12 protein-coding genes, 1 other RNA gene and 1 riboswitch are annotated in these 15047 nt (G+C 62.9%); of the genes, 5 read left to right on the top strand and 8 right to left on the bottom strand.

The genetic code is table 11. The annotated features are described in order from the left end of the window. Window positions 1-20: 20 nt before the first annotated feature. Complete coding sequence (locus tag HD842_RS01515) at window positions 21-1421, bottom strand: MATE family efflux transporter (RefSeq protein WP_183550027.1); 1401 nt, start codon at window positions 1419-1421, stop codon at window positions 21-23. A gap of 176 nt (window positions 1422-1597) precedes the next feature. Here HD842_RS01515 and tssF point away from each other — a divergent pair, with 176 nt between their 5' ends. From tssF to HD842_RS01530, 3 genes are all read left to right on the top strand, one after another. Beyond that, window positions 1598-3430 carry a type VI secretion system baseplate subunit TssF gene (tssF, locus tag HD842_RS01520; protein ID WP_183550030.1) on the top strand — a complete coding sequence of 611 codons (1833 nt, stop codon included), beginning with the start codon at window positions 1598-1600 and terminating at the stop codon, window positions 3428-3430. A gap of 3 nt (window positions 3431-3433) precedes the next feature. Next, window positions 3434-4393, top strand: coding sequence for a type VI secretion system baseplate subunit TssG (tssG, locus tag HD842_RS01525; RefSeq protein WP_183550033.1), 960 nt, complete (start codon window positions 3434-3436; stop codon window positions 4391-4393). A 96-nt stretch (window positions 4394-4489) separates the two neighbouring features. Beyond that, a complete protein-coding gene (locus tag HD842_RS01530; RefSeq protein WP_183550036.1) occupies window positions 4490-5119 on the top strand; it encodes a type 1 glutamine amidotransferase domain-containing protein in 630 nt (209 codons plus the stop codon). 28 nt (window positions 5120-5147) lie between these two features. Here the strand turns inward: HD842_RS01530 and HD842_RS01535 are convergent, their stop codons facing one another. The 3 genes from HD842_RS01535 to ssrA form a co-directional block, all read right to left on the bottom strand. Next, complete coding sequence (locus HD842_RS01535; RefSeq protein WP_183550039.1) at window positions 5148-5702, bottom strand: manganese efflux pump MntP; 555 nt, start codon at window positions 5700-5702, stop codon at window positions 5148-5150. Between the two features lie 3 nt (window positions 5703-5705). Continuing rightward, a riboswitch (yybP-ykoY riboswitch) is annotated at window positions 5706-5879 on the bottom strand. Between the two features lie 61 nt (window positions 5880-5940). Continuing rightward, a complete protein-coding gene (locus tag HD842_RS01540; protein WP_229424546.1) occupies window positions 5941-7056 on the bottom strand; it encodes an acyltransferase family protein in 1116 nt (371 codons plus the stop codon). A 389-nt stretch (window positions 7057-7445) separates the two neighbouring features. Further along, window positions 7446-7804, bottom strand: a transfer-messenger RNA (tmRNA) gene (gene ssrA, locus HD842_RS01545). Between the two features lie 152 nt (window positions 7805-7956). Between ssrA and HD842_RS01550 the strand changes: the two genes are divergently transcribed. Further along, window positions 7957-8814: a class I SAM-dependent methyltransferase gene (locus HD842_RS01550; protein ID WP_183550042.1), complete on the top strand. Its 858-nt coding sequence runs from the start codon at window positions 7957-7959 to the stop codon at window positions 8812-8814. A gap of 40 nt (window positions 8815-8854) precedes the next feature. Here HD842_RS01550 and HD842_RS01555 read toward each other — a convergent pair whose 3' ends face one another. The 4 genes from HD842_RS01555 to ompA form a co-directional block, all read right to left on the bottom strand. Continuing rightward, window positions 8855-9463 (bottom strand): glycine zipper 2TM domain-containing protein, encoded by a 609-nt coding sequence (locus HD842_RS01555; protein WP_183550045.1) that lies wholly within the window; start codon window positions 9461-9463, stop codon window positions 8855-8857. Window positions 9464-9658: 195 nt separating this feature from the next. Then, window positions 9659-10366 (bottom strand): HAD family hydrolase, encoded by a 708-nt coding sequence (locus tag HD842_RS01560; protein WP_183550048.1) that lies wholly within the window; start codon window positions 10364-10366, stop codon window positions 9659-9661. Between the two features lie 4 nt (window positions 10367-10370). Next, window positions 10371-11075, bottom strand: coding sequence for a bifunctional 2-polyprenyl-6-hydroxyphenol methylase/3-demethylubiquinol 3-O-methyltransferase UbiG (ubiG, locus tag HD842_RS01565; protein WP_183550052.1), 705 nt, complete (start codon window positions 11073-11075; stop codon window positions 10371-10373). Window positions 11076-11282: 207 nt separating this feature from the next. Continuing rightward, the gene (gene ompA, locus HD842_RS01570) at window positions 11283-11987 is read right to left on the bottom strand and encodes an outer membrane protein OmpA (RefSeq protein ID WP_183550055.1); all 705 of its coding nucleotides are present in this window, start codon (window positions 11985-11987) and stop codon (window positions 11283-11285) included. 374 nt (window positions 11988-12361) lie between these two features. Here ompA and gyrA point away from each other — a divergent pair, with 374 nt between their 5' ends. Beyond that, window positions 12362-14977 carry a DNA gyrase subunit A gene (gene gyrA, locus HD842_RS01575; protein ID WP_183550057.1) on the top strand — a complete coding sequence of 872 codons (2616 nt, stop codon included), beginning with the start codon at window positions 12362-12364 and terminating at the stop codon, window positions 14975-14977. Window positions 14978-15047: the final 70 nt, after the last annotated feature.

The following is a 15047-nucleotide window of genomic DNA, read 5'->3' on the forward strand; positions in this document are numbered from 1 at the left end:
GTAATGACATGTCATAAAAACTAGGACACCAACGCTTTCGCCCCACCCTCACGGATACGCTGGCGCGCCAGCTTCTCGAATTGCCAGGTCAGCAGCACTGCAGCGACGGTCAACGCGAACACGAGGCCGATCCAGAACCCGGTGGCTTCCATCGGCGCCGCAGGCGTCCATGGGAACCATTGCGGCGCCAGCCCCAGCACGCAACCGAGTGGCAGCGACAAGCCCCAGAACGAGACCAGCTGAATCACCATCGGCGGGCGCGTCACCTGGTAGCCGCGGATGGCCGAGGCAGTCGCAACCTGGGTCGCATCCGACAACTGGAACAGCGCCGCGAACAGCAGCAAGTGAGCCGTCACTTGCTGCACGGCTGGATCGGACGTGTAGGCCGCTGCGATTTCCCAGCGGAAGATGGCGATGAACAGCGCTGCCAGCGCCCCAAACGTCAGCGACACGCCCACGCCGACCCAGCCGACGAAGCGGGCCCGCTCTGGGTCGCCTTCGCCCATCGCCTGGCCGACGCGGGTGAGCATGCCAATCGCGAAACTGAGTGGCAGCATGAACACGAGCGACGCAAAGTTAAGCGCGATCTGGTGCGCTGAGACTTGCACGACGCCATAGCGCGCGACCAGCAGACTGATCAGGCCAAAGGCGCTGACCTCGGCGAAATAGGTCACGCCGATCGGCAGGCCGAGGCGCAGCATGCTGCCGATGGCCGTGGCGTCCGGGCCTTCGAAACGGTCGAACGGGTAGGTCATGCGGTAGGCCGGCGAGCGCCGCACCCACCACAGCATCACGCCCAGCATCAGCCACATGCCGCTGGCCGTTGCAATGGCGCAGCCGACTGCGCCCAGGCGCGGGAAGCCCAGCTCGCCAAACACGAGCAGCCAGCTCACGAGGGTGTTGTACAGCAGACCGAAAATGGCGATCCACATGATTGGCTTGGTCTGGTTGATGCTGGTCGTGTAGCCGTACAGCGCGCGGTAGACGCCAAAGGCTGGCAAGCCGACGCTGATCACGTGCACGACCAGCGACGCCCGCGCGGCGACGTGGGCATCGAGCCCGACATGGTCGAACAGCAGCGTGCACAGGTTGGCAAACAGCATCGCGATGGTGCCGACCAATAAGCCTTTCCACATTGCCTGGCGCACCGAGTGGGGTACCTGATCGTGCCGCGCGGCGCCCATTTCGTGCGCGACGACGGTATTGATCGCCATCATCGTGCCCATCACGGTCACTAGCACGATCGACCACACCGCCGTGCCGAGCGACACCGCGGCCAGCTCTTCGGCGCTGACGTGCCCGGTCATGGCGACATCGACCACGCCCATCCCGACGGTGGCCAACTGGCCGACCAGCACGGGCCACGACAGGCGCCACAGGGTGAGAATTTCGGTACGGATCGGTGTGGCGGAGGTGGTCATGATGCGGGCTCGACTAAGGGAACCCAGGATTTTACTGACTTATTGTCAAGGCCGGTGGAAGCCGCACTGTCCACGCGCTGCAACGTGTCGTTTATCCGCGCGCATCCATTGCGCTTTCACAACGGCCATGCGCGCGATCTGACCGACCGTAGCGTGTCAGCCTGAGGGAGAATGCAATGAAAGCGCTGTTGCCCTATTACGAGCGCGAGCTGGTCTACCTGAACACGGTCGGCCGCGAGCTTGCCCACCAGTATCCGAAGCTGGCCGCCGAGCTTGGCCTGGGGCCGGAAGGCAGCGAGGATCCGCACATCCGGCGCCTGATTCAGGCGTGCGCGCTGCTCAATGCGCGCACCGCGAAAAAGCTCGACGACGATTACCCGGAATTCACCGAGGCGCTGCTCGGCAGCCTGTATCCGCATTTCCTGCACGGCATCCCGAGCTGCTCGATCGTGCGCGTCGACGACAGCGACCGCCAGGCCAGCTCTGCCACACTCGGCCACGTGCACGTGGTGCCGCGCGGCACCGAGATGACGTCGCTGGCCGCAGGCGGCGCGCCATGCCGCTTCCGCACGACGGCCGACCTCGCATTGGCGCCAGTAACGGTCACGCGCGCCTGGTTTTCGCCGGTGGCGCAGATGCCGCCGCCGCTCCGGCTGCCGGCCCGCGCTAGCGCGCGCATCAGCATGACTATCGACAGCGCCATACCGTGCCGGCTCTTGCCCAGGCTAGGCCTGGCGCGCTTGCGGCTGCACGTCGACGGCGACGCTCTGCTGACGGCCGCGCTGATCGACAGCCTGTGCCTGCACACGCTGGAAACGTGGGTCGAGACGGAAGGGCAGGACCGCTGGCGCCGTCTGGACCGCCCGGCCTTGTCGCTTGGCGGCCTCGAGCCTGACGAAGCCCTGGTGCCCGAACCGGCGCATGCCCATCCCGCGTACCGCTTGCTGACCGAATACTTTGCCTTCCCCGACAAGTTCCACTTCCTCGACGTCGATCTGGCGGCGCTGGCGCCGATGTTTCCCGCCGGCGCGCGTCGCTTCACGCTGCATGTGCTGCTGACCGGCCTGCACGCAGACGCCGGCGCGGCGCGTGTCCTGCGCGCGCTGTCGCACCAGCACTTGCTCGCGGGCTGCGCGCCGGTGGTCAATTTATTCCGGCAAGCGGCGGCGCCAGTGCGCATCACGCACCGTTCGGCCCTGTACGACGTGGTGCCGGGCCGGCACGAAGAAGACGTCGAGGTGTATAGCATCGACGCGGTGCAGGTACTGACGACGCGTGGCGGCAAGACGACCGGCGTGACCTATCGCCCCTGTTATGGCCTGCGCCATGGCGAAGACGGCGAGGGCCAGCGCTACTGGTTCGACCGCCGCATGGATGGAGGCGAGCGCCGGCACCGCATGCAGATCGCCTTCAGCGACGACGACACGGCGCTGGCCGGACCCGAGCCAGCGATCGCGTCGATCGAGCTGACCTGCAGCAACGGCCAGGCGGCCTGCGCGGTGGGCGTTGGCGCGTCGGGTGGCGACCTAGCCAGCGAAACGGCGACGGGCGGCGTGCCCATCCGCCTGCTGCGCAAGCCATCGGTGCCGCTGCACTTTGGCAACCGCGACGGCAGCGGCTGGCGCCTCGTGGCCCAGCTGGCGCTGAATCACCGTTCGCTGGCCCAGCTCGACGCCTTCCGCGACACGCTGGCGCTGTACGACCTGGCGCGTTCGGGCAGTTCGCAGCGCCAGATCGCCGGCCTTACCGCGCTGGCCGCGCTGCCGGCCACGGCGTGGCTGCGCAACCGGCACGGCGCCACGCTCGTGCACGGCACCGAGGTGCGGCTGACGCTGGACGAAGAAGCGTTCGCCGGCAGCAGCGTGTTCGTCTTCGCGCAGGTGGTCAGCCGCTTTCTGGGGCTGTATGTTCACTTGAACAGTTTCACGCGGCTCGTGTTGATTTCTGGCCAGAGCGGCAAGGAGCTTCTGCGCTGTGAGCCACGCAGTGGCAGCCTGACGCTGGTGTAGTGGGTGATTGCCGACCTGCTGGCGCACCCGCAGCGCTACGAATTTTTCCAGGCGGTACGCCTGCTGCTGCGCTGGCTCGACCGGCAGGGAATCGGCCCGGAGCAGGCGCTTGGCGGCGTCATTCGCTTTCGCAACAGCGTCGGGCTGGGCTTTCCACCGAGCGAGATCGAGGCCATCGAGCCTGGCACCGGCGACGTGCCGGCAATCACGATCACACCCGCGATGATGGGGTTGCTCGGCGTGATGGGCGCCTTGCCGCTGCACTACACCGAACGGTTCGCCGCCTGGGAACTGCGCAACCGCGACGATGGGCCGCGCGCCTTTCTCGATCTGTTTTCCAGCCGCCAGGTGGCGCTGTTCTACCGCGCCTGGTGCAAGTACCGGGTACGGCAACCGCTGGCGGCGGGCGTCGACCGTTTCCAGCCGCTGCTGCTGGCGCTGGCTGGCGTGGCGTCGGGGCAGCAAGACGTGGCTGAGGCCGATGCCATGGCCCGGTTTGCCGCGCCGCTGCGCAGCCGCGTGGTCAGCGCTGACCTGATCGCTGGCGTACTCGGCGCCTGCTTTGGCGTGGCAGTGCGTGTCGAACAATTTACCGGCCGCTGGGACGTGCTCGCCCCGGACCAGCGCACGCTGCTGGCCCAGGGCAATTGCGTGCTGGGAGCGGGCGCCACGGCAGGGGCGCGGCTGCTGCGGCCCGAGCTCGGCATCCGCATCCGCCTGGGCCCGGTGAGCGCCGTTGAGTTTGAACGGTTCCTCCCGGGGCAGGAGGGCAGCCGCGCATTGGCTGCCTTGCTCGGGCGCTTTGCCATCGACGTGCCGTATCGCGTACTGCAAGTTGTGTTGCGGCGCGAGGCGGTCCATGGCGCCCGGCTCGGCGGTTCGGCGCGGCTGGGGCTGAATGGCTTCCTGTGCACGCGAAGTGCAGCACGCGATCGCGACGATATGTGCTACCTGCTCGAGTGACACGTTCGATTCCTGACGGCATACGCGCGCCACACATGTGACGGGCAGCCTACAATCGATGTCAACGAATTAACAAACCATCGACCAGGAGGCACCATGCAACAAGCAGAAAACATGCAGCCGGCAGATCATCTCGAACCAGCAGCAACCCAATCACTTGACGGCCGCCGCGTCGCGGTCCTGATGACCGACGGCGTCGAGCAAGTCGAATACACCAAGCCGCGCCAGTTCCTCGAAGCGCAGGGCGTGACCGTTGTGCTGATCTCGCCAAAGAAAGTGGGCGAACAGATCCAGGGCTTCAATCACCTCGAACCAGGCGACAAGTACGCGGTCGAACTGAACGTGGAAGATGCCAACGCAAACGACTACGATCTGCTCCTGCTGCCGGGCGGCGTGGCCAATCCCGACAATCTGCGCTCGAGCCCGGAATCGATCGCCTTCATCAAGGCCTTTGGCGACGGCGACAAGCCGATTGCCGCGATCTGCCATGGCCCGTGGCCGCTGATCGACGCCGGCATTGCCGAGTCGAAGCATATGACCAGCTGGCCGACGCTGCAGATCGACCTGGTCAATGCCGGCGCCGAATGGACCGATGACGAAGTGGTCGTCGACGGCAAACTGATCACGAGCCGCAAGCCGGACGATATTCCGGCGTTCAACGAAGCCATCATGAAGCAACTGATGGTGCTGCAAGAGGCTGGCACCGATCCAGGGCCGACCTCGTAATGTTCTAGTCGTCAACGGCCGTGCCGCGTCACTGCATGTGTTCCCACAGCGTGACGCAACCGACCGCGATCAATACCAGGCCGCCGAAGATTTCGGCGCGCTTGCCCGCCAGGGCGCCAATGCGGCGGCCTACCAGCATTCCCAGTGTCACCATCGTCAGCGTCGCCAGGCCAATGGCCAGCGCCGGCCAGACGATATGGGTGGCCGTAAAGGCCAGACTCACGCCGACGACCATGGCGTCGATGCTGGTGGCGAAACCCGTCAATGCCAGCAGCCACAGCGGCCGGTTCGAGTCTTCGGCGTCTTCCGGTGGGGAGAGGCCTTCGTGGATCATGCGCACGCCGAGTCCGCAGAGCAGGACGAAGGCGACCCAGTGATCCCAGCTCTCGACGTAAGAGGCGGCGATGCTGCCCAGCGCCCAGCCGACCAGCGGCGTCACGCCCTCGATCACCCCGAACAGCAGGCCCACCTTCAATGCATCCTTGAAACGTACGTGATGGCGGCGCGCGCCCATGGCAATGGCGACGGCAAAGGCGTCGGTAGACATGGCGAAGGCGAGGATGAGGATGGCAACGAGAGACATGACAGCTTTCCGATCGGGCACGACAAAAGGCATGTCGCGTGGCCCGAACGTCACGCAAACATGCCAATGGTCTTGCCAACCAGAAGGCTTGCGCACCATGACGTTGAGCGTCAAGTATGTTGATGCGACAAACTTCCGAAAGAGGAAGCAGGCTACTCCCCAAGGGCGGCGCTATGGTAACTCAGCAGTAGCTAATCGGCAAGGCGCGTGGCGGGCACGCCATCGGCACATCCGGGCATCAGGCAAGGGCGGCGCGGCGCCTTGGCGCCAGTGTGAGCGCACGTCCGAGCGGCAATTCGACGCCGTGATGGAAGAGGGCGCCGGCGATCATGCTGGCAATCCAAGCGAGGATGACGCCGGCAGTCTGCACGAGCACGTCCTGCGGCGCAAAGCGAGTGAACGCCGCATTGATGATGAGGCACACAGGGAAATGCACCAGGAATATGGAGAACGAGATGTTCCCGGCGCTGCTGACGACGCGCCATTGCCCGGGTGCAGTCGACGCGGCCTGCGTGCGGCCGAACGCGACCAGGACACACGCGATGAGCAGCGCAAGGGCAATTCGGCTGCGAAAGTCGACCGTCAGCGCGAGCAGCGCCGGCACGGTCATCATCAGCAACAGAATGGCGACTGAGCGCGGACGGCGGGCAGGATCGCTCGCCCACCAGGCCAGCGCGCCCAGGCCGTAACTGCCGAGAAAGTAGGGGGCCCAGACGTCCCAGTCGGCGTCCAGGTTGAAGTACAGCAGCGAAGCGCCGGTGGCAATGGCCGTCATGGCCGGGATCAGATAGGTTGGCGTGGCCGATGCGGATGCGCGGCTGCAAGCCCATAGCAGGATGCTGAACATGGCATACAGCTGCAGATCGATGGCGACGTACCAGGCGCCGGCCGAGAGCGCGTCGTAGGCAAGCACGTCATGCAGCAGGAACGCATGGGCGAGCAATTGTCCTGCACTGGGCGGTGCGGAGATGGCGTCATGTGTCATCCAGAGGCCTGCGAGCCATGAGGCGGCAACGGCCAGCAGGATCGCCACGAAGAATGGTGGCGCTAGCTTGGTGTAGCGGCGCAGGATGGTTTTTAACGGATTCGCCGGGCCGGACAATGCCTGGGGCGACAATGACTTTGCGGCGAGGAAGCCGCCGATGACGAGGAAGATCTGGACGGCGATGCGGGCGTCCTGGGCGAGCCAGTCGATCAGGTCAGGGAGTGCCTCGCGGGTGTAGTCGGCCATGGGGCCGTAGAAGGCCAGGTGGTGCAGGACGATCAGTTGGGCGGAGATGGCTTTCAGCAGGTTGATCGTGGCGTATTCTGTGGGGCGTTGTTGCAGGGTTATCGGGGCGGACTTCATGTGCATTCTGGGTTGTGGTGCTTGGTGCGTCTGCGTTGCTGGTGATTTCGACGCGCCTGTGGGGGCGTTATCATAGCTGAACTTGCTAGAAAGACATGGTGGGTGGCGTGCGCGGGGTGTTGCTTGGTTTTTGGTTTGCTTTGCTTTGCGTGACACTGCGCTCCGGTCGAAGTCGGGTGCGTTCTAGCAGAGGCGGGAGGGCAAGAAATCGCGGAGCGATTTCCCTCTGGTCAGGCGAATCGGAGAGCCTTGCGCTTGCAAGCGCAAGGCGGATTTCCGGCGGGGAGCAGTGCTCCCCGAATTCCCGGAAATCCCCCGCGTCCCGCGGGTTCGATTCCCGCCGCCTGGAGCGCAGGCGAAAAAAAACCGTCCACTGGACGGTTTTTTAGGAATACTGGTGGAGGCGGCGGGAATCGAACCCGCGTCCGCAAGCACTCTACAGACAGTTCTACATACTTAGCACTATCATTTAATTTAGCCCGTACAGCGCGGATGTGCACGCTTTGGACAGGCGAGTTACCTTAAATTTCGGAAACAACCAAGTAACCCGGCTGAGTCCTAGCCTCTGTAAATGACTCTACTAGTCTTGCGACTCACCCCAGAGGCGAGGTGTTGTAGAGCTAGCAGCAATTAAGCTGCTTGTGCGTACGAGTTATCGTTTGCAGTTATTGATTTCTGGATGTATTTACGAGGTAACCAGTCCTCGGTATGCCCTGCGCTGCTTTGCAACCCACGTCGAAACCAGGTCGCCCCCAGTGTCGAGAAGTTTTATTGTACTCCATGAGCTCGTGATGTACACCCGTTTTCATTAGAAGCGCCTTAAAGTCGCATTCGGTGAGAAACCCGCAACGCATGCCCGAATTGCAATATGCTCGTCGAATTCGTTATGTAACGACAGGGTCCGTAATGACATGCATCGTTTGTGGCGGTTCGCAGATCGCGGGACTGACTGGCTGGCACGCCAGATGCCTTGGTTGTCGCTATGAAAGCGCCGCGTTGACGCCGGCGATCAATGCGCCCAGTGCCGTGCCCATGGATGAAGCACAGCGTGAGGCGGCCTTGAAGGCATTGCGTGTCGAGAATTTCAACACGATTGTCGGCTATGCCAGACAGCATGTTTCGGCCAGCAACCCGCGGCTGCTGGATGTGGGCAGCGCGCACGGCTGGTTCCTCGAGGCGGCTCGCGGGCAATTCGATGTGCTCGGTGTCGAGCCCGATGCCGAGGTGGGTGGGCGGGCGGCTGCGCGTGGCTTGCCAGTGCGCTCGGGTTATTTTCCGGATGCCGTGGGCCGCGACGAGCGCTTCGATGCGATCGTCTTCAACGATGTGATCGAGCATATTCCCGATATTCATAGCGCACTGGCAGCTTGCCACGCGCATCTGAATGATGGGGGGATTCTGATCCTGAACCTGCCCAATAGCCGCGGCTTTTTCTACCGGGTGTCCAAGGTACTGGCACGGATCGGCTGGCGCGGTCCGTTCGAGCGCATGTGGCAAAAGGATATGCCGTCACCGCACGTCCATTATTTTGACCCGCGCAATCTGCGTGAACTGGTGCTCAAGCAAGGATTCACGATGGCGAAAACAGCCGAGTTGCCTGCACTGCGCGCTGAAGGCCTGATGGAACGGCTGCGCTATGTGGGCAAGGCCGCACCGGTGTCACTGTATCTGCAATATATCGTCATTCGCTGCGCCATCCCCGTCTTGAGCATTTTCCCGAGCGACATCATCGTCAGCATTTTCAAGAAAAAAGCCGCAAGCTGATCAGCTTGCGGCCAAGGGGAGGTGTGTGGTTGTCGCGTGCTTAACGGTTGCGGTTGGCAATTTCGTTGCCAAGCATACCGCCGCCGATCACGCCGGCCACGGTGGCCAGTTTCTTGCCGTTACCGCCGCCGATCTGATTGCCGATCAGGCCGCCAATGACGGCGCCGGTACCGATGCCGACATAGTTCGGTTGTGCTGGCGCTGGTTCTGCGTATCGCCGCTGTTCATAGTGAACTTGCTTCGGCGCGGCGTGCACGACGCGGGTTTTCTCGACCACGCGCACCACCGGCTTTTCCTTGATGATCACGGTCGGCTGCTGCTGCTGGGCCACTGGCTGGGCATAGGCCAGCTGATTGGCCGGCACCATCGCCGGGACCATGGCAGGAACCAGTTGCTGCTGGTTGGCCGCGACCGGCACCAGCTGGCCGTTCTGGACCATATAGCCGTTAGGCACTTGCAGGCCTGGTTGCTGCATGCCAGGCTGCTGCTGATTGTAGGGCGAGGTGGCTGCCAGCGGCATTGGCTCGGGCGCGCTCTTGGACGATGGCAGCAGACCAGTGATCGCTGCGGCACCGGTCAGGCTGACGATGATGACCGACGCTGCTGCGGCTGCCATCATTGGGTGAATGCGGTTGGTGGTGTTTTCCATGATCTGCTCCAGTAAGCTATTGCTTGTTTGTATGGATGTAGATTACTGGCGAGCCCGCTTCCAAGCTAGACGCATCCCTGTATCAATCGTAAAGAGATGTAAGCCACCATCCTTGGCGAGTACAAACAAAAATGGCGCCCGGAAGAGGGCGCCATCGTGGATTGAAGTCAGTGTGAAATCAGTTTGACCGCGCGATCAGGCTGCCCGATCCGCGCGCGACGTGCGATCTGCAGCATCGCGCAGTGCAGCCAGCAATTGCTCCGGTGTGTCGAACAGGTAATCAGCGCCCCAGGTCGACTGAGCGATCGCGCCGCAATAACCCCAGGCGCAGGCCACCGTGATCATGCCGGCGGCCTTGCCGGCTTCGATATCGCGCAGGTCGTCACCGACGTACCAGCACTGTTCTGGTGCGACGCCCAGGCGGCGGGCGCCTTCGAGCACGGGCGCCGGGTGCGGCTTGGCAAACGCCGTCGTGTCGCCCGAGACGATGCAGCCGGCGTGCGCCAGCGCGATTTGCGGCACCAGCGGGTCGGTGAAGCGCGAGGGCTTGTTGGTGACGATGCCCCATGCCATACCGGCTTGTTCGATGCCGGTGAGCAGTTCGTTGATGCCGTCGAACAGCGTCGTATGGGTCGACATCGCCGTTTGATAGCGGTCGAACCAGGCCAGGCGCAGCTCTTCGTAACCGTCGTCGCCCGGTGCCAGGCCAAAGGCAGCCCCGATCATGCCGCGCGCACCGGCCGAGGCCGTAGGGCGCAGCACTTCGTACGGCGTCTCGGCCAGGCCGCGCTCGGTGCGCAGCCAGTTGACGGCCGCAGCCAGGTCGGGCGCGGTGTCGGCCAGCGTGCCATCGAGGTCGAACAGGACGGCGCGCGGCGCCGGAATCGAAGGGGGGAAGGTCATCGGATCACAGGGGTTTGGTGCACGCCACCATGTAGTTCACACTGGTGTCGCTGTTGAGTGAATAGATCTTGGTCAGCGGGTTGTAGGTCAGGCCCTTGAGACCATCGACCTGCAGGCCGGCCTGGCGCACAAACTGCGACAGCTCGGCGGGCGTGATGAACTTGCCGTAGTCGTGCGTGCCGCGCGGAAGCATGCGCAGGATGTACTCGGCGCCGATCACGGCGAACAGGTACGACTTTGGATTGCGGTTGAGCGTCGAGAAGAACAGGTGGCCGCCCGGTTTGACCAGGGCTGCTGCGGCGCGCACGATCGATGCCGGGTCGGGCACGTGTTCCAGCATTTCCATGCAGGTGACCACATCGAACTGGCCTGGTTCTGCCAGGGCCATGTCTTCGGCAGCGATGTGCTTGTAGCGCACTTCGACCCCGGATTCCAGGCTGTGCAGGTCAGCGACCTTCAGCGCTTTTTCCGACAGATCGATGCCGGTGACCTTGGCGCCTTTTTTCGCCATCGACTCGGACAGCACGCCGCCGCCGCAACCGATATCGATCACGTTCTTGCCGGCCAGCGGCACGCGCGCATTGATCCACTCGAGGCGCAGGGGATTGATCTCGTGCAGCGGCCGGAATTCCGAGGTCGGATCCCACCAGCGGTGGGCCAGTTCGCTGAACTTCTGAATTTCTGATGGGTCTGAATTTGTCGTCGTCATAGCTCGGAATAATAACCGACCTTCTCCCGATTCGGGAGAAGGTCGTCCCCGCGCATGCGGGGAGCCAGATGTACTTGAATCGTCGATACCTAAAACGACGTCGTCCCCGCGAAAGCGGGGACCCAAGTTTAGCGTGAACGAAACGCTTGCAAACTTGGGTCCCCGCCTGCGCGGGGACGACGTGCTTACTGCAACTACTGTTGACGATTACTTGGCAGCGCCGCGGGTGCCGACCACTTCGATTTCCACGCGACGGTTCTGTGCGCGGCCTTCGGCGGTAGCGTTGTCCGCTTTAGGCTGGCTCTCGCCCTTGCCTTCGGTGTAGATGCGGGTTTCTTCGATGCCCTTGCCCTTCAGGTAAGCCTTGACAGCTTCTGCGCGGCGGATCGACAGTTTCTGGTTGTACGCATCGGTACCGACCGAGTCAGTGTGACCGACGGCGATGATGACTTCCAGGTTCATGTCGCCCAGCTTGCCGCTCAGCTCGTCCAGCGATGCCTTGCCGGCTGGCTTCAGGATCGCCTTGTCGAAGTCGAAGAAGGCGTCGGCCGAGTAGCTGACTTTTTCCGAGGTTGGCACTGGGGCTGCTTCAGGCACTGGTGCCGGTGCTGGTGCAGGGGCGACTGGCGCTGGTGGCGCGACGCACTTGCCGTTTTCAAGCTTTTCTGGCTCGACGCACAGTGGCGCGTCGCAACCTGGGACCGCATCAGCCGGGGTCCAGTAGCCGGTACGCCAGCACAGACCGAAAGGATTGCGTGCGATCACGCCGCGGCTGTCCTGCACATAAGCGCTGTATGGGGTGCGCGCTTGCAGGTCAGTGGTCAGCGGCGCATAAGGTGGGGCGCTTTGGGCAGAAGCGACGCCCGCGATGGCGGCCGTTGCTGCGAACAGAACAGTGATCATTTTTTTCATATTCTTTTCCTTTCGGTAAATTCCGTGTCGATTCAGACAGTCTCCATGTGGTCATAACAATAACATGGTGGCTGCTCTGTCCGTTTCGTATTGTGAAACAAGCAATTGACTTCCTGGCCATTCTGCCACACGCACCAAAATCGTACGACTGCACCTAAATCAAACACCGAGCATTTGTTGATTGACGTTGTTTAAGCGCAACATTTATGCAAGCAGGCGTCGCTGGTGACGACAATACTGGAACTTTTAGTGAGTCCAGTCCGGATTTCCCGTGTCAAAAAGGCATGGCCGGGAATTGAGCAACTACTATGTTGCGCGTGGTAGAATCGCCCGCTGTAACTTATAACTTTCGCCTGAAAGCAGTCGACCCGCCAATGGATCAATTCGCAAAAGAAACAGTCCCGATTTCCCTCGAAGAAGAGATGCGCAAGAGCTATCTCGATTACGCGATGAGCGTGATCGTCGGCCGCGCTCTGCCGGATGTCCGCGACGGCTTAAAGCCAGTGCACCGCCGCGTCCTGTACGCGATGCACGAAATGAACAACGTGTGGAACCGGCCTTACCTGAAGTGCGCGCGCGTCGTCGGCGACACGATGGGCAAGTTCCACCCGCACGGCGACTCGTCGATCTACGACACGCTCGTGCGCATGGCGCAAGACTTCTCGCTGCGCTACACGCTGGTCGATGGCCAGGGCAACTTCGGTTCCATCGACGGCGACAGCGCCGCAGCGATGCGTTACACCGAGTGCCGCCTGGACAAGATTGCCGGCGAAATTCTGGCCGACATCGACAAGGACACCGTCGACTTCCAGCCGAACTACGACGGCAAAGAGAAAGAGCCGACCGTCCTGCCAACCCGCATCCCGAACCTGTTGATCAACGGTTCGTCGGGCATCGCGGTCGGCATGGCCACGAATATTCCGCCGCACAACCTGTCCGAAGTGATTGCCGGCGCGATGCACGTGCTGCACAACCCGGATTGCACGATTGACGAGCTGATCGAGCTGATCCCGGCACCGGACTTCCCGACCGCCGGCATCATCTATGGCGTCTCGGGCGTGCGCGACGGTTACCGCACCGGTCGTGGCCGCGTCGTGATGCGCGCCAAGACCCACTTCGAAGAAATCGGCCGCGACGGCGCCCGTACGGCGATCATCATCGATGAGCTGCCATACCAGGTGAACAAGAAGTCGCTGCTCGAGCGCATCGCTGAAAACGTGCGCGACAAGAAGCTCGAAGGCATTTCCGACATCCGCGACGAGTCCGACAAGTCGGGCATGCGCGTCGTGATCGAGCTCAAGCGCGGCGAAGTCCCCGAAGTCGTACTGAACAACCTGTACAAGCAAACGCAGCTGCAAGACACGTTCGGCATGAACATGGTGGCGCTGGTCAATGGCCAGCCGAAACTGCTGAACCTCAAGCAGATGCTCGAGTGCTTCCTGTCGCACCGCCGCGAAGTCGTCACGCGCCGTACCGTGTTCGAACTGCGCAAGGCGCGCGACCGCGGCCACATGCTCGAAGGCCTGGCTGTTGCGTTGGCCAATATCGACGATTTCATCGCGATCATCAAGGCGGCGCCATCGCCACCGGTTGCCAAGGTCGAGCTGATGCAGCAAGCCTGGGATTCGTCCCTGGTGCGCGAAATGCTCAACCGCACCGAAACCGGCGCGGCCGGCGGCATCGAAGCCTTCCGTCCCGAGCACCTGCCAAAGCACTATGGCATGCAGCCGGACGGCCTGTACAAGCTGTCGGACGAGCAGGCGCAAGAGATTCTGCAGATGCGTCTGCAGCGCCTGACGGGCCTGGAGCAGGACAAGATCGTCAACGAGTACAAGGAAGTGATGACCCACATCGCCGACCTGCTCGACATCCTGTCCAAGCCCGAGCGCGTCACCACGATCATCGTCGACGAAATGACGGCGATCAAATCCGAGTACGCCGACAACGGCAAGGATGCGCGCCGTTCGGCCATCGAGCACAATGCCAGCGACCTCGAAACCGAAGACCTGATCACGCCGCAGGACATGGTCGTGACGCTGTCGCACTCGGGCTACATGAAGTCGCAGCCGGTGTCCGAATACCGCGCGCAAAAGCGCGGTGGCCGTGGCAAGCAGGCGATGGCAACGAAAGAAGACGACTGGATCGACCAGCTCTTCATCGCCAACACGCACGACTACATCCTGTGCTTCAGCAACCGTGGCCGCATGTACTGGCTCAAGGTCTGGGAAGTGCCGCAAGGCTCGCGCAATTCGCGCGGCAAGCCGATCGTCAACATGTTCCCGCTGCAGGACAACGAAAAGATCACCGTCGTGCTGCCGCTGCAGGGCGAGAACCGCACCTTCCCTGAAGACCATTACGTCTTCATGTCCACCTCGCTGGGCACCGTCAAGAAGACGCCGCTGCGCGACTTCTCCAATCCACGCAAAGCCGGCATCATCGCGGTCGACCTGGACGAGGGCGATGTGCTGGTTGGCGCGGCGCTCACCGACGGCAAGCACGACGTGATGCTGTTCTCCGACGCCGGCAAGGCGGTGCGCTTCGACGAGAACGACGTGCGTCCGATGGGCCGTACGGCGCGCGGCGTGCGCGGCATGAACCTCGAAGAAGGCCAGGAAGTCATTGCGCTCCTGGTGGCCGAGAACGAGCAGCAAACCGTCCTCACCGCGACCGAGAACGGCTTCGGCAAGCGTACCCCGATCACGGAGTACACCCGCCATGGCCGCGGCACGAAGGGCATGATCGCGATCCAGACCTCCGAGCGTAACGGCAAGGTGGTGGCGGCGACCCTGGTCGAGCCAAGCGACGAGATCATGCTGATCACGACGGGCGGCGTGCTGATTCGTACGCGCGTCTCCGAGATCCGCGAGATGGGCCGCGCGACGCAGGGCGTGACCCTCATCGCCGTGGAAGACGGCACCAAGCTGTCGGGCCTGCAGCGCATCGTCGAAACCGACCTCGAAGAAGTCGAGTTCGAGCCGGCGCCCGAGTAATATCGTACTGAGCAGGGGCGTGCTGTCGTCCCTGTTGCTGTCACTTCGAACGGCCGGCCCGGCAGGCCGG

It is taken from the genome of Massilia aurea, assembly GCF_014200505.1.
GTDB classification, from domain to species: Bacteria; Pseudomonadota; Gammaproteobacteria; order Burkholderiales; family Burkholderiaceae_D; genus Telluria; species Telluria aurea_B.